This window comes from Amycolatopsis sp. WAC 01416 (genome assembly GCF_003947485.1).
In the GTDB taxonomy this organism is placed as follows: domain Bacteria; phylum Actinomycetota; class Actinomycetes; order Mycobacteriales; family Pseudonocardiaceae; genus Amycolatopsis.
The window spans coordinates 19566-36356 of the sequence record NZ_QHHX01000005.1 but is presented as its reverse complement, the minus strand read 5'-3'; the positions used below and the strand labels follow the sequence as shown (position 1 = coordinate 36356).

5 protein-coding genes are annotated in these 16791 nt (G+C 63.7%); all 5 read left to right on the top strand.

What is annotated here, in order from left to right:
* Nucleotides 1-471 precede the first annotated feature (471 nt).
* Genes DL990_RS17365 through DL990_RS17345 form a run of 5 tightly spaced genes read left to right on the top strand, consistent with a single transcriptional unit; the run spans nucleotide 472 to nucleotide 16785 of the window.
* Complete coding sequence (locus DL990_RS17365) at nucleotides 472-6696, top strand: protein kinase (protein ID WP_125799296.1); 6225 nt, start codon at nucleotides 472-474, stop codon at nucleotides 6694-6696.
* A 24-nt stretch (nucleotides 6697-6720) separates the two neighbouring features.
* A complete protein-coding gene (locus DL990_RS17360) occupies nucleotides 6721-9612 on the top strand; it encodes a helicase-related protein (RefSeq protein ID WP_233620499.1) in 2892 nt (963 codons plus the stop codon).
* A complete protein-coding gene (locus DL990_RS17355) occupies nucleotides 9612-13751 on the top strand; it encodes a DNA methyltransferase (protein ID WP_125799295.1) in 4140 nt (1379 codons plus the stop codon). The genes DL990_RS17360 and DL990_RS17355 overlap by 1 nt, the downstream gene beginning before the upstream one ends.
* Nucleotides 13751-15589: a DUF4357 domain-containing protein gene (locus DL990_RS17350; RefSeq protein WP_125799294.1), complete on the top strand. Its 1839-nt coding sequence runs from the start codon at nucleotides 13751-13753 to the stop codon at nucleotides 15587-15589. Before DL990_RS17355 ends, DL990_RS17350 begins: the two co-directional genes overlap by 1 nt.
* A complete protein-coding gene (locus tag DL990_RS17345) occupies nucleotides 15586-16785 on the top strand; it encodes an McrC family protein (protein ID WP_125799293.1) in 1200 nt (399 codons plus the stop codon). The genes DL990_RS17350 and DL990_RS17345 overlap by 4 nt, the downstream gene beginning before the upstream one ends.
* Nucleotides 16786-16791 lie beyond the last annotated feature (6 nt).

The following is a 16791-nucleotide window of genomic DNA, read 5'->3' as shown; positions in this document are numbered from 1 at the left end:
TGGAACCTCACGGGCACCGGCGTCCGGCTCGGCGCACTCACATTCTTGTCGTCTACCCCGCCAGCGTGCAGATCAACCACTCGGTGATCCGGCCGCGTTCGACCGCCCACCCACGCGTGAAGTCTTCCGCAACGGGCAGAGTCAGGAACGAAACGACATACAGAACGACGATGAGCCTGATCGGAACCGCCTAAGCGCGAGGACGGGCCCCCGGCAGGCCGGCCGTCTCCCACCCGGCGTCGGCAGTGCACTCTCGTTGGAGTCGGGCCGCAGGGAACCGGCGATCGGCAGGCCTCAACGCCCACGACGCGACGGCGAACATCAGCGGCCCACGACCAAGACATGCGTTGACTCTGTCAACGCATTACCTCGGTCCCAAATTTAGATCCTCGTGTACCATGTTGCACAAAGCACGTTCCCGGCGACGTACAGCGTGCGGGAACTTGTCGATCACCGCGCAGGAGGACGGAAGTGCCAGCGAACCCCGATGCCGTCGCAGGCCGGTTCAAGCTGCTCAGCCCCATCGGCAGGGGCAACATGGGCGAAGTCCACCGAGCCGCGGATCTGAACGCCGATGGTGACGACGAGGTCGCGGTGAAGCTCATCTTGCGTAGCCGCTCAGGCACGACAATCGACTCGACGGCTGTCGGCAAAGCGACTGAGCGCTTCGCCCGCGAGGTTCTCATCATGCGCAGGTTGGACCACCCCAACCTTCCTCGCCTCATCGATGGGGGTGTGGACGTCACCGGGCTCCCGTATCTCGCCATGGAGCTCCTTGACGGGCGGTCTCTGCGGGATCTCGGCGTCGAGCATCCGCAACTGCCGATCTCATGGGCCGCCGCATTGGGCGCACAGATCGCGGACGCGTTGTCCGCGGCACATGCCCACAAGGTCGTCCATCGCGACCTCAAGCCGGCCAACGTCATGGTGCTGAACGGAGGCGCCGTCAAGGTCCTCGACTTCGGCATGGGCCGGATCATCAACAGCACCGAGGACGACAGGATCACCAGCACCGGCGTCACGGTCGGCACGGCCCGCTACATGGCTCCCGAACAATTTCGAGCCTCCACCGTCGGTCAGGCGGCCGATCTCTATGCCCTCGGGTGCGTGCTGTTCGAGCTCCTCACCGGGGTGCCACCGTTTCACAGCGCGTCTTCGCACGAACTCGGGCAGAAGCACCTCGACGAAGTGGCTCCGTCGGTCAAGCTCATTCGCAGCGATGTGCCTGATGAACTGGCACGGCTGATCACGAGACTGCTGGCGAAGACACCGGCCGATCGCCCAGACGACGCCGTCGCAGTGCGCGAGGAACTGCTGCCTTTCGCCGTGGGGTCGGATCCCGTGCAAGGTTGGGAAGCCTTCAACCCGGTCAACTGGCTGACCCAAGGCCACACGGCGAAGCCAGTCACTTTGCCAGACGTCTCCGTTGCCCGTCCGAGCACTTCGAGCATGGACGTCTTCGGCGTGCACCGGAAGCTCATCGAGGACTACCGCGACTTCACCGAGGGTGGGACCATCATCCGCGACGAGCGGATCAAGGAGTTCGTCGAAAGCGATCTGGACGCGAAATCGCAGTGGCCGGACCCCTGGCTTTCGCTGAACCCGTTCTTCGCCTCGGGTGGAACTCTTCTCGAGCTTACGGCCGACGGGGTATTGCACAGCGAGTGTGCCCGAATCTTCCAGGCGGGCAAGACCGAAGGCAGCGCGGTGTGCGACGGACGTCCGCTCACACTCCACCGCCACCAGCGTGAGGCGATCGACGTCGCACAGTCCGGCGCGTCATATGTCCTCACCACGGGTACAGGGTCTGGAAAGTCTCTTTCGTACATCGTGCCGATTGTCGACAAGGTATTGAAGGACCGCGAACGGGGTGGTCCTCAAGCCCGCAAGCGTGTCCGCGCGATCATCGTGTACCCGATGAACGCCCTCGCCAACAGCCAACTCAAAGAACTCGACAAATTCCTTCTCGATGGCTACGGCAAGGGACGCGAGCCAGTCAGCTACGCGCGCTACACGGGGCAGGAAAGCGACGAGCGGCGCAAGGAGATCCGCGATAATCCACCGGACATTCTGCTCACCAACTACGTGATGCTCGAACTGATGCTGACCCGGCCCGACGACCGGCGCTCGCTGATCAAGATGGCAAAGGGCCTGGAGTTTCTTGTCTTCGACGAACTCCACACTTACCGTGGCCGTCAAGGCGCGGATGTGGCCCTGCTCATCCGCCGGGTACGCGAAGCCTGCCAGGCCGAGCATGTGCAGTGCGTGGGTACTTCCGCCACGATGTCCAGCGAGAACACTTTCGAGGATCAGAAAAAGGTCGTCGCGTCGGTAGCGACCACCCTCTTCGGCACCGACGTGAGCCCGGACAACGTCATCGGCGAGACGCTCGTGCGCGCCACGAACGAAGCACCCGCCACCATCCCGATCGAACGGCTCAGCACTCTCGAAGCCCCACAGGCCTACGCGGATCTGGTGGCGGATCCGCTCGCGCGCTGGATTGAGACACGTTTCGGCCTCGCTACCGACGAGTCGGGCCATTTGGTCCGGCGGAAGCCCGCTAAGATCGAGCAGGCCGCGACCGAGCTCGGGCAGGAAAGCGGACTGTCGGAGGACGTCTGCGTAGAAGCCATCCGCCGCACCTTGAAGGCAGGTTCGGAGGCACGGAACCCCACCACTGAGCGCCCGCTCTTCGCCTTCCGGCTGCATCAGTTCCTATCCAAAGGCGACACGGTTTACGTCACCTTGGAGGACAAGGAGACGCGGCATCACACGCGTGACTACCAGCGCGTCCAGCCGGGCTCGAACGGCAAGATCCTGCTGCCCCTCGCGTTCTGCCGCGAGTGCGGCCAGGAGTACCTGACCGTTTGGCGCAAAGAGAAGGACGGTGGCTTCCATTACGAACCACGCCGGGATACGACCGCGACCGGTGGACGCGCCGGCGACGGCTACCTGTACCTCGACACGGACCGCCCATGGCCGAAACGACCCGATGAGGCAATCGCGGACCGCCGGCTCCCCGAATCCTGGCTGGACATCGACGACCACGGGCAGGAAGTCGTCCGGGACTCGTTCCAGAACCGGCTTCCCCTCGCGGTCACGGTGGATCCATACGGCAACGAGGGCCTCGGCGAACTGGCCGCGGCGTTCATCCCGGCACCGTTTCTGTTCTGCCTGCACTGCAACGTGAGTTACGAACAGACCCGCGGCAAGGACTTCGCCAAGCTCGCCACTCTCGACCAGGAAGGACGCTCGTCGGCGACTTCACTGGTCTCCACGTCGATCGTCCGCTCACTCAAGGAAGTTCCCGCCGAGGCCCTCGACAAGAAGGCGCGCAAGCTTCTCACCTTCGTCGACAATCGCCAGGACGCATCCCTTCAAGCAGGTCACTTCAACGATTTCGTCCAGATCACCCAGTTACGGGCCGCTCTCTATCGTGCAGTGGTCGAGGCAGGCGAAGACGGTATTCGCCATGAGGAGCTCGCATCGCGGGTCTCGGACGCGCTTGGCTTGGAAATCTCCGACTTCGCGCGCACCGAGAGCTTGAGCCCGGGCCTGAGGCGCAATGCCGCCAAGACGCTCCAGGATGTCATCGCGTTCCGGCTCTACACCGATCTGCAGCGGGGCTGGCGGATCACCATGCCCAACCTGGAGCAGACCGGCCTCCTCGAAATCCACTACGAGGATCTCGATTGGCTCGCCAACGAGGACGACCGATGGGCCAAGACCCAGGTGAGCCTGCGCGGCGCCGACCCTGGGCAACGCTCGGAGATCATGCAGGTGCTGCTTGACCATATGCGCCGCGGGCTCGCCATCGATGTACAGCATTTCCGGGATGATTTCGACAACCTTCAACGAGCCAGCGAAGAACGCCTCATCGACCCCTGGGTGCTGTCGTCACACAGCGATCGTCCCCAGGTCGGCACCACCTATCCGAGGGGTTCCAAACCCGGGATGGACCGCGCCGGTCTCTTCGTTTCCGGCCGCGGCAAGTTCGGCAAATACCTCCGCCGCGTGCACTTCAGGGAGCTGTCGACCGACGACACTCAACAGGCGATTGCGGATCTCCTCAAGGTACTGAAGGACGCGGGACTGCTGGCGGAGGTGGAGGCGGCACCGCAGCGCGCCCGTCGATTCCAGCGTTCAGCGGACTCGACCGTCACCGGCTACCGCGTCTCCGCCGGAAGCATCATCTGGAAAGCGGGGACTGGAGAAACCGGTGCGCACGACCCGCTGACACGGACCTACGCCAGTGGTGACGGACCGCGGGTCAACACCTTCTTCCGCGACCTCTACCGGAGCGCCGCCGGCGCGCTGGGTGGACTCGCCGCCCGGGAGCACACCGCGCAGGTCGATCCGCTGGAACGAGAACGCCGGGAAGACGCCTTTCGCAAGGGCGATCTCAAGCTGCTCTACTGCTCTCCGACGATGGAGCTGGGGGTCGATATCGCCGAGCTCAACGCAGTCATGATGCGGAATGTGCCACCCACGCCCGCCAACTACGCGCAGCGCAGCGGTCGGGCGGGCCGGTCCGGTCAGCCTGCCCTGGTCACCACCTACTGTGCCACCGGGAACAGTCACGACCAGTACTACTTCCGCCGCTCAGACCGGATGGTCGCCGGTATCATCACCCGGCCGCGCCTTGACCTCACCAACGAGGACCTGGTGCGCTCGCACGTCCAAGCCATCTGGCTGGCCGAGTCGGGCCTCAAGTTGGGGCGCGCCATCCCCGAGATCATCGACGTCAGCTACGACGAAGACGCGCGGATGCCCGACCCGGCCCTTCCACTGCACGAGCACATCGATGTGACCCGGCGTGACCCGGAGGCGCAACGGCGCGCCGCAGCGGCCGCACGGGAGGTATTCGGCAAGTTGCGGACTGATTTCGCGGATACGACGTGGTGGCACGACCAATGGCTTGAAGACACCGCTCGTGGTGCGGCTGAGCAGTTCGACCGGGGATTCGGGCGCTGGCGCAAGTTGTTCAAGGCCGCGTTGCGGGACCAAGCCGAACAGAACCGCCGGGTGCTGGACCACACTCTTTCCGAGCGTGACCGCAGAATCGCCGTCGGTCGCCGACGGGAAGCCGAGACTCAGCTCAATCTGCTCAAGAACGAGAGTGTCGACAGCAATTCCGTGTTGTCCGATTTCAACCCGTACCGCTATCTCGCCAGTGAAGGTTTTCTGCCCGGCTACTCCTTCCCACGGCTGCCGCTGGCCGCTTACATCCCTATGTCCGGCCGCCGCTTCGGCGATGGCGACTATCTCCAACGCCCACGTTTTCTCGCTATCCGCGAGTTCGGGCCCGGTGCGCTGATCTACCACGAGGGCGCCCGATACCAGGTCACCCGCATCCAGCTGCCCCCGGACGCCACCGGCGATGTGGTCACCACCAGCGCCAGGCGCTGTGTTGCATGTGGATACCACCACGATGAGCGTGAGAACGCCGACAACTGCCAGATGTGCAACGAACCGTTGCGCGAGCGCACGATCGGGCTGCTGCAGCTGCACACGGTCTACACCAGGAAACGAGAGCGGATCTCCTCCGACGAAGAGGAACGCCGGCGCGCGGGGTTCCGGTTGGTCACGTCCTACCGGTTCCACGACCACGGTGCTCGGCCTGGGCGGCGAGACGCCTCGATCACCGATGACGACGGCAAGCTTGCCACCGTGACCTACGGCGACTCGGCGACGGTGCGGATCACCAACGTCGGCCGCTTACGCGCGAAAGAGGACGAACCGGACGGATTCTGGCTCGACCCGGCGGACGGCCGCTGGATGAACGAACGCGACGCCGCCGACGCGTCCGGCGACTCGAGTGAAATGCCGGTCATCGATGCCGACGACAACAAGTCGCGCCGGAAGAAGCGCGTGCTTCCCTACGTCGAAGACCGCCGCAACATCCTCGTGGTCAAGCTAGCTGATCCGTTGGATGAGCCCGTCGCGCTCTCACTCATGTACGCACTCGAGCGCGGCGTCGAAGCGGCCTTCGAGCTGGAGGACTCCGAGCTGACCAGCGAGCTGCTGCCGCCCGACGACGGCCCTCGCGACAGGCTTCTGTTCACCGAAGCCGCCGAGGGCGGTGCAGGCGTACTGCGTCTCTTGCAATCCGACCATGATGCACTGAGCAAGGCCGCCGCTGTCGCACTTGACATCTGTCACTTCGAGCCCGATGGCACCGACCGCGGCGGCCCGCACCCTGACCGGCTCTGCGCACGAGGCTGCTACGAGTGTCTGCTCACTTACGGGAACCAAGCCAGCCACGGAGCAATCGACCGGCACTCTGTTCGCGAACTACTGGTGCGGCTCGCCGGGGCGCGTGCCATCACGACGGGCCGCGGCGAATCCCGTTCGGAGCAGCTGACGCGGCTGGCCGGTCAGGCGGAAACCCGGCTCGAACGCACCCTCGTCGAATGGCTCAAGGAACACGGCCTGCGGCTGCCCGATGAGGCACAGACCTTCGTACCCGAGGCTTTGGCCCGGCCTGATTACATCTATCGGCTTGACGGCGGCCCTATCGCGGTCTTCGTTGACGGTCCGGTGCACGAAGATTCCGTGATTGCACAACGTGATCAGGACGCGGAAGAACGTTTGTACGACAAAGGCTGGGATGTGGTGCGGTTCCCGCACAACGGCGACTGGTCAGCGGTCGCCAAGCAGTACCAGCGTGTCTTCGGGCCCGGCGTGGGCGTCTGAGTAGCGAAAGAGACCATGACACTGATGACCACCTACACCGCAGGTTCCCTGGTATCGGCTCGCGGACGCGACTGGGTAGTCCTGCCGGAGAGTGACGCTGACATGCTCGTCTTGCGACCATTGGGCGGAGCGGACGACGACATCGCGGCGGTCTTTCCGGCGTTCGAGGAAGTCCGCAGTGCCGAGTTCGAGCCGCCGTCCGCCGACGACCTCGGTGACGCCCTCGCAGCGGGCCTGCTTCGCTCAGCGCTGCGCATCGGCTTTCGCTCCGGCGCCGGGCCGTTCCGTTCGCTGGCCAGGATCGCCGTCGAGCCGCGGGCCTACCAGCTCGTCCCGTTGATGATGGCTTTGCGTCAACGAGTCGTGCGACTGCTGATCTCGGATGACGTGGGCATCGGCAAGACCGTCGAGGCCGGGCTGATCGCGAGCGAGCTACTCGCCCAGGGAAGCGCACGAGGACTTGCGGTGCTGTGCTCTCCCGCATTGGCAGAGCAATGGCAGGAGGAACTGCGCACCAAATTCGGCATCGACGCAGAGCTGGTACTGGCTTCCACAGTGTCCAAACTGGAACGCGGGCTCGATCTGGGGCAGTCGCTGTTCGACAAGCATCCGCACGTGGTGGTCTCCACGGATTTCATCAAGTCGACCCGGCATCGGGACGACTTCGTGAAGCATTGCCCGGACCTGGTCATCGTCGACGAGGCACACACGTGCGTCGTCGCCGACGACAGCACTTCGACCCAGAACCAGCTCCGCTATGAGTTGCTTCAGAAGGTCGCGGCCGACGCCGAGCGACACCTGCTCCTCGTCACCGCGACTCCTCACAGTGGCAAGGAAAGCGCCTTTCGCGCACTGCTCGGCCTGGTCAAACCACAGCTCGCGGCGGCCCAGTTGGACACCGACGCAGGTCGTCGAGTGCTTGCGGCGCACTTCGTGCAGCGTAAACGAGCCGACGTTCGCCAGTTCCTCACGACGCACGACGGCCTGGCTGACGACAGCCTGCGTGAGGACACCACGTTCCCGTCCGACCGCTACTTCAAGGACGAGACTTACAAACTGTCACCTGCCTACCGGGCGTTGCTCGACGACGCGATCGCCTACGCGGGCGAGCGCGTGACCGCCGCCGGCGACCGAGGCAAACGTGAGGCAAGGATCGCCTGGTGGTCGGCGATCGCGTTGCTGCGGTCCCTGGTGTCGTCACCGCGGGCCGCCACCCAAACGCTGCGGACCCGGTCGGCGACAGCGACGGCGGCCACCGCCGAAGAGGCCGACCGGCTGGGCGCCCCGCTGACCCGCGACTCGTCCGATGCCGACGCGTTGGAAGGTCTCGACGTCGCTCCCGGGGCCGAGACGGAGGACGCCGGAGCCCGACTCGCCGAATTGGCGGAACGCGCAGCCCTGCTGGAGGGCACCGACGAGGATCGGAAACTTGCCGCACTGATCAAGCACCTCAAGGCGCTCCTCGCCGACGGATATCACCCGATCGTCTTCTGCCGGTACATCCCGACCGCTGAATACGTCGCCGAACATCTTGAGGGCAAGCTCGGCCGAAAGACCGTCGTGCACGCCGTGACCGGCACTCTGTCTCCACAGCAGCGCCTCCAGCGCATCGAGGAACTGGCCGAGGAGGCAGGCGAGGACGCCGCCGCTCGTCGCGTGCTGGTGGCGACTGACTGCCTGTCCGAAGGAGTGAACCTCCAGCATCACTTCGACGCCGTCGTCCACTACGACCTGGCCTGGAACCCGACGCGACACGACCAGCGGGAAGGCCGCGTCGACCGGTATGGCCAGAAACGGGACACCGTCAAGGTCATCACCCTGTACGGCAATGACAACGGCATCGACGGCAAGGTCCTCGAAGTCCTGATCAAGAAGCACCGGCAGATTCGCAAGGACCTGGGAATCTCGGTTTCGGTCCCCGACGCGGCGTCTTCCGGTGTCACCGACGCGATCGTCGAGTGGCTGCTGATGCGCAACGAACGCTCCGAGCAGGCGAGCCTGTTCGACGTCGAGACGATCAGCGAGAGGGCCGTAGCGCTGGAGGCGGACTGGAAATCGGCCGCCGAAAGGGAAACGACTTCGCGTTCGCGCTTCGCCCAGCGCACGATCCGTCCCGACGAAGTCGCCAAGGAGGTCGTGGCGATCCGGGAGACCCTCGGGCGCGCGGACGAGGTCCGTGATTTCACCCGGCAGACTCTGACCGCACTGGAAGCCGTCCTGCGGGACGACGACAATGGCTTCACAGCGGACATGAGCGGTACGCCCATCGGCTTGCGAGACGCCCTCGCGCCGGTGGTCGGCGGCAACGCCATCGAACGAGGGCGTCCAGTGCCCTTCCGAGCCACCGCAGCGGTGGCGCGCGGCGAAGCTGCCTTGGTGCGCACCGATCCGGTGGTCGGCGCGATCGCGGGCCACGTCCTCAACGCCGCACTGGACGACAAGGTTGGCGGTCCCCGCCCAGCTCGTCGATGTGGCGTGATTCGCACGAAGGGCGTCGAGACCCGCACTACGCTGCTACTCGCGCGCTTTCGCTTCCATCTCACGCTGCCTTCCAGAGCGGGTGAGCGACAGCTGGTCGCCGAGGACGCTCGGCTGGTCGCTTTCCAGGGAGCGCCGACCGCGGCGACCTGGCTCACCACGGAGGACGCGCTCGCGTTGCTCAACCTGTCCGCTGACGAGAACACCGACCGCGAATTCGGTGTCCGCACCATGCGTCGGGTGCTGGACGCGATCGACGCCACCAAGCCGCATCTGGAGGCTTACGGGGACGAACTCGCGGCCGAGCTTCTCGCATCGCATCGTCGAGTCCGAAGCGCCTCGGGCGAGATCGTCCGAGGCGTGAACGTCATCGCGCAGAAGCCGGCCGACATCCTCGGCGCCTACGTGTACTTGCCGGTCTCTGGAGGAGTCGCCTGATGTCCGCCGTCGCCCGAAACCAGGTCTTCTCCGCAGTCCACACCATCGGCGGCCTGCTGCCCGCCGACATGCTGGTGCGCATCTCCGAAGGCAAGGACGTCCAGGGATGCCAACCGGCTGACTACCGCGTCATCGGCTCGCGCTCGGTTCGTGACGACGCTGAACGCCACTGGGACTATCTCAAATCGATCTGGGCCGACCTGCGCGAGCAACTCCCCGCAGCACCGGAGGCCGACACGCCGGCGGACCCCACGGGGTTGGCTGCCGCGCAGTGGCTCCTGCCGCTGTTCCACGAGTTCGGTTTCGGCGAGCTGATAACGCTCGGATCCGGGGGCATCACGTCCGACGACGACACCAAGACGTTCGCGGTCAGCCACCGCTGGAATCACGTGCCTGTCCACCTGACAGCATGGAGCGCTTCGCTGGACAAACGTCCAGGAGGCGCCGGGACCGTGCCACCCCAGTCGCTGGTCCAGGAACTCCTGAACCGCACGGATTCTCATCTATGGGGTGTGCTCACGAACGGCCGCCAGCTGCGGCTGCTTCGCGACTCCAGTGCGCTCGCCACAGCTTCGTACGTCGAGTTCGATCTGGAAGCGATCTTCGACGGAGAGCTGTTCAGCGAGTTCGTCCTGCTATACCGGCTGTTGCACGTCACCAGGTTCGCCGTCGCCGAAGGAGCGGCGCCGTCGACGTGCTGGCTCGAGAAATGGCGCATCGACGCCATCGCTTCGGGAACGCGTGCGCTCAACCATCTTCGCGACGGAGTTCAGCAGGCGATCACCACCTTGGGCACCGGTTTTCTGAAGCATCCGGACAACGCTCAGCTTCGAGAGACCCTCGACGTCCACACTTTCCATGCTGCGCTCCTGCGCCTCGTCTACCGTTTGATCTTTCTGTTCGTCGCGGAGGATCGCGGTATGCTCCATCCTCCCGAGACGACCGAACAGACTCGTCGGCGCTACGCGACCTACTTCTCCTCAGCTCGACTGCGCCGGCAAGCAAACTACAGGCGCGGCACAGCACACACCGACCTCCATCAGGCGCTGCAGATCGTTCTGGATGCGCTGGGCCGGGAGAGCGGACGTCCGGAGCTCGGTTTGCCCGGACTCGGTGGTCTGTTCGACCAGAGCGATGCCGACGCTCCGCTGCAAGGGATGTCCTTGGCCAATAGCTATTTGCTTGAGGCCGTACGCCACCTGTCCCGGGTTCGCGACGACACCCGCTGGCGCGCGGTCAACTACCGCGGAATCGGAGCCGAGGAACTTGGCTCGGTCTACGAATCCCTGCTTGAGCTAGTACCTAAGCACAGCGCCGTGGACAGCAGATTCGAACTGATCAGCCGCATGGGCAACGACCGGAAGAAGACCGGCTCTTACTACACGCCGGCATCGCTGATCGAGACGCTGCTAGACGCGACTCTGGATCCGGTCATCGACGACGCACAGAAACTCGGCGAGCAGAAGGCATCAGCCGCCGGTTTCGCCGACCCCGCCGAAAGCATTGTCGCCGAACTGCTTTCGCTCACTGTCTGCGACCCGGCCTGCGGCTCCGGCCACTTCCTCGTCGCGGCCGCCCGCCGGATCGCCAAGCGCGTAGCCGCAGTACGTGAGGGTAACCCGGAACCGACAATCGAGGCGGTCGAGCACGCACTGCGCGAGGTCGTCGCGCGCTGCATTTACGGCGTCGACCTGAACCCGATGGCCGTCGAACTCGCCAAGATCGCGCTCTGGCTGGAGTCGCTGGAGGCCGGGAAGGCCCTTGGCTTCCTCGACGCTCACATCAAGCGCGGCAATGGGCTGATCGGCGCGACACCGGCTTTACTCCGAAGCGGCATCCCCAGTACTGCGTTCAAGCCGGTCGAAGGTGATGATAAGTCTTATGCTGGAGCCCTCGGCAAGCAGAACGATCAGGAGCGGCTGGGTCAGCACAGCCTGTTCGACCTGACCTCCGGCACCAAAGTGGCCAACGCGACCTTCGCCAGCAGTCTGCGCAGGATCACCGCAGGGCCCTCGGACACACTGGCGGAGATTCACCGGCAGGAAGATGCGTACCGCGGATGGGAAAGCTCAGCCGAGTACAGCCATGCTCGTCACGTGGCTGATGCCTGGTGTGCGGCGTTCATGTGGCACAAGACCAAGACCGCGCCACCCGCGATCACCCATGACGTCTTCCGTGCTCTGCAGGACCCCGACGGGTCTGCTGCTCTACAAGCCACCCACGACGAGATCGTGCGACTACGGGAGCAGTATCAGTTCTTTCACTGGCATCTGGCTTTTCCCGATGTCTTCACCGTTACGGACGACGGCTCAGCGGTGGACACCAGTACCGGCTGGACGGGTGGTTTCTCCTGCGCCCTTGGCAATCCGCCGTGGGATCGACTTGAATTCGAAGATAAGAAATACTTCAGTGTTGCTGAGCCGTCCATTGCCGAGATCTCCGGAATAGCCCGAGAGCGACGCATAGAAAAATGGGAATCGGACAACCCTGAAGCGGGGGATCAGTATAGGGTTGAGCGACGCAAACTAAAGGCCACTTCATTCTTTGCGGCAGCCTCCGGCACCTTTTCACTTTGCGCAAGAGGCCTCAGCGCGGGCGGCGTCACGAAGCTCCAAGTAGACCAACTATTTGTCGAACAATTCTGCTCGATCACCAGATCAGATGGTCGCATTGGGTGCATTATCCCGACCGCCATTGCAACTAGCGCAGGCGCCCAGTATCTGTTCGCCGACTTCACTCGACGTGGCGCCGTAAAACTACTCTACGACTTCGAGAATCGAAGTAAAATTTTCGAGAGCGTCCACTCGAGCCAAAAGTTCTGCCTGCTTTCATTGACTGGCATCGAAATTCGCGAACCCGAGGCTGAATTCGCCTTCTTCCTTTCAGACACTAGCGATCTCGACGATCCCAGCCGCGTTTTCACGCTAGCACCCGAGGAGATTCATCTACTCAGCCCTAATACAGGGTCACTTCCCATCTTCCGCAGTCGCAGGGACGCCGAGCTCACCATCGCCATTTATCGAATCCTTCCAGTTCTAAGCGACGATAAACTGATAAACGGAGGGCTTTGGAACGTTGATTTCAAGTACCTCTTCCGGAATGCCAACGACGGCGACCTTCTCTTTACACGAGAGCAACTGATCAGCGAAGGCTGGGAACTTCACCACAGCACCTTCATGCGAGGCAGCGACCAAATGCTCCCGCTGTACGAGGCAAAGATGGTCGACTTTTTCAATCATAGAGCCGCTGATGTTATCAAGAGTCCAACAGCGGTAAATCGGCAGAATCAGCCGCGATATCTAACCGCGGACGAACTGCGCGACCCGAGTAAATTTGTCACCGCAATCAACTGGGTCGACGCCAGCGACCACATTAAAACTCGCCGAAAAGGCAAAAACGTTGAAGTTCCAGGCATTGGCCCAAGACTAAGAGAAGTGAAATGGGAACATGATTGGCTTTGCGGGTGGTGCGATGTCACCGCATCTACCAATGAGCGCACTTCGATCCCTGCCTTCATACCGCGCACAGCTGTTGTACACACGTTCCCACTCATGTTTCCGCATGTGCCGCCCACCCTCGTGGCTACCCTAGTCGCGGCACAGAGTTCACTGGTCTTCGACTACGTGAGCCGCCAGAAGATCGGTGGCATTCATATGGCGCTGATGACCTGGAAGCAGCTTCCTGTACCGACCCCGGAGATGATGGAGCCGCACACATCGTTCATCACTCCGCGAGTTCTCGAGCTCGTCTACACCGCCTACGACATGTCCGGACTCGCTCGCGATCTCGGCGACGAGGACGCCCCCTTCCAATGGATTGAAGAGCGTCGCGTACAGATGCGAGCCGAGCTGGATGCCTATTTCTTCCACCTCTATGGCATCGACGAACCCGACGTGGACTACATCCTGGAGACCTTCCAGTCCGACTCGGGAGGCGGGCTCAAGAACAACGAGATCGCCAAGTACGGCAGCTACCGCACCAAGGACCTGATCCTCGCCGAGTACGACCGGATGTCGGCGGCTGGACTCACCCTCACCAGCCCACTCGTCGACGGCGAGAACTACACCTCCACTCTTACCCCGCCGCCCGGCCATGGTCCCCGCCATCCCGCTGCAACCATCACCGGCGAGGAGACCTGATGACCGAGGCCTATCCAGAGTTCCAGCTCCGTCTGCCCCGCGGCGGCCCGATCGCGCGGGGGGAGCTGCTCGAAGACAAGGGCACCAACGGCAGCCAGAAGTTCTTGGTACGCACCGGTTCCCCGGCTCGGCGTGATGTGGTGCCTTCGTTCCAGGTCCACATGTCCTCTTCTCACGGGCTCCGCGAGCAGCTCATTGCCGATGGCCGGATCACCGAATCGAGCAGCTGGCCTGACTACCTCGAGACTACGAAGGACATCACCTGCAACTCCCCATCGGCCGCCGCCGAGATCCTGCTCGGACGAAGCGCGAACGGCTGGCTCGAATGGAAGACGGCCGAAGGACACCCGCTTGCCGACTTCCTCCAGACGCAGCCGCAGGGCGCCAACCGGACATGGCTCGTTCGGGGGTCCAATGTGGCCGGTTTCGACCTGGTTCAGCGGCTGTGGCTGCCAAAAGACCTGGTCAGCATCGCGGCCACTCGCCTGCGCGATGACATCGGGCACGACCTTACCAAGGACCAGCTGCGCACCCTCGTCGATGAAGACTACGAGTCGACGTTGACCTACGGCCAGCGGCTGACACTCGTCGACGAGCTGCACGCGTTCTTGTCCAAGATGAAGCCAGGCGACACGGTCTGCACCATTTCCAACGGCGTTCTGTACGTCGGGGAAGTTACCGGCAAAGCCAGCCAGGTCACTTCGGACGGTGGACGATCAAACCTCCAGCGGCCGGCCGAATGGCAAAGCGTCGGCTATCCGTACGACGAGCTGCCCGAGGAACTGCAGCAGAAGCTCTCGATCCAGCAGGACGTCGTCGACCTCACGACGGTAGCGGCGCTGGTCGCCGGGCTCGGCCGCAGCGACCAGGAGCTCGCAGAGGAAGCCAAGGAGTCGGGGAGCGAATCCAGCATGGATGTCGCTGCTTTGGTGGCCAGACGAGAGCTGGAACTACCCGAACCCACGCTCGGCCTCGCCAACGACGTTCTGGCGCACGACATCGAGTGGTTGCGGGAAGTCCGGGACCTGCTCTGGGACGATCGCCAGCTCATCTTCTACGGACCACCGGGGACCGGGAAGACCTACCTGGCGCTCAAGCTGGCCGAGTTCTTCGGCGGCGGCCCGGAACAGGTCAAGCTCGTCCAGTTCCATCCCTCGTATGCCTATGAGGACTTCTTCGAAGGCTTCCGCCCTCAGGAGGACTCGAAGACCCGCGAGGTCGCCTTCCGGATCACAGCCGGACCATTGCGCGAGCTCGCCGACATCGCGTCACGCGAAGGCAACCGGCACGTGCCGCACTTTCTCGTCATCGACGAGATCAACCGGGCCAACCTCGCGAAGGTGTTCGGTGAACTGTACTTCCTACTGGAATATCGCAACAAATCAGTCCGGCTCACCTACTCGGGTGACAATTTCGCCCTGCCACCCAACCTTTTCGTCATCGGCACCATGAACACGGCCGACCGTTCCATCGCGCTGGTGGATGCCGCGATGCGCCGGCGTTTCTCCTTCGTCGAGTTGTCCCCACGGCTCGAGCCCACAAGCGGGTTGCTACGCCGCTGGCTCGCGCACGAAGGCCGGGACGCCGAGCCTGCAGACCTTCTCGACGCACTGAACGCCCGTATTACCGACCCTGACTTCAGGGTCGGCCCGTCCTACCTTATGAAGCGGAGTGTCTACCGCGACGGTGGCTTGGAACGCACCTGGCGCACGAAGGTTCTTCCGCTCCTCGAAGAACATCACTACGGCGAGGACGTCAATATCGAACGCCGGTACGGTCTACACGCACTGCGTTCAGCCATCACACCCCCGCCCGACGCCGATCCGGCACCATCGTGACGTTCCTTGAGCTCGACGAGTACGGCGCCGCGATCTCGGTGCCACTCAGCGACGCCGAGGGACGCGCATTGACCCTGTCACGCGTAGTCGAAGCCGCACCGGACCCCTTCACCCCCGGACAGTGGCGCATTCGGGCTGAGGGCAAGGTCGGGGCGGCAAAGGTGCACCTGCCGGACGGCGGCACGATCTCCCTCCGGATCTCTCCCAAGATTCCGGTCGCCAGGCTGCTTTTCCTACTGGGCTTCAGCCGGAGCGGAAAAGGATGGCGTACCGAGAACGTACAGGTGAGCGAGGATCGAGGCCTGTTGCCCGCGCTCGCCCGGCTGTTTGCCACGCAAGCCGACAAGGCGCTACGCCAGGGCTTTCTCAAGGGCTACCGCAGTATCGACGAGACCGCCATCGTGATGCGTGGCCGGGTCCGGATGACCGAACAGTCCCGCCGGCATCACGGAAGACTGGTCCCGCTGGAACTCACGCGCGACGAGTTCACCGACGACATCGCCGAAAATCGGTTGATCCTGGCCGCCTGCGAAAGGCTGCTCCGGCTGCCGGACGGGATTCCTGCCGCCGCCCGGGGACAACTACTCAGGTTACGCGCCCGGCTGAGCGGGATCACACCGCTCCAGCGCGGCGGCAAGCCGCCGACGTGGTATGCCAGCCGGCTCAATGCCCGATATCACCGGGCGCTCCGGCTGGCTGACATCGTTCTTCGCGGAGCATCAGTTGAACACCACCCCGGCGATGTGACGGTGAGTGGGTTCATTTTCGACATGGCACGAGTATTCGAAGACTTCGTCACTGCGGCACTTCGCGAGGCACTGGCCGAACGCCAAGGCTATTGTGTACTCCAAGCCCGGCACTTCCTCGACGAACACAAGGCTGTCCGCATCATTCCCGACTTCGTCCGTTATTCCGCCGATGGCACACCGCTCGCCGTGGCCGACGCCAAGTACAAGGCCGAGCGGCCAGCCGGCTTTCCCGACGCCGATTTGTATCAGATGCTGGCCTACTGCACGGCACTCGATCTGCCGACCGGCCATCTCATCTACGCCAAAGGCAACGGTGCCCGCGCGTCGCACCGGATCCGGCATTCAGGCATCACCGTCCATCAGCACGCCCTCGACCTCGACCAGTCACCCGCGGAGCTGCGCCGCTCGATCGAAACCCTGGCCCGGTTCCTGACCTCGGAGATATGATCCCCG

Coding starts and splice junctions, on each gene's coding strand:
- DL990_RS17360 (WP_233620499.1), top strand. CDS start 6,721: ATGACCACCTACACCGCAGGTTCCCTGGTATCGGCTCGCGGACGCGAC.
- DL990_RS17355 (WP_125799295.1), top strand. CDS start 9,612: ATGTCCGCCGTCGCCCGAAACCAGGTCTTCTCCGCAGTCCACACCATC.
- DL990_RS17350 (WP_125799294.1), top strand. CDS start 13,751: ATGACCGAGGCCTATCCAGAGTTCCAGCTCCGTCTGCCCCGCGGCGGC.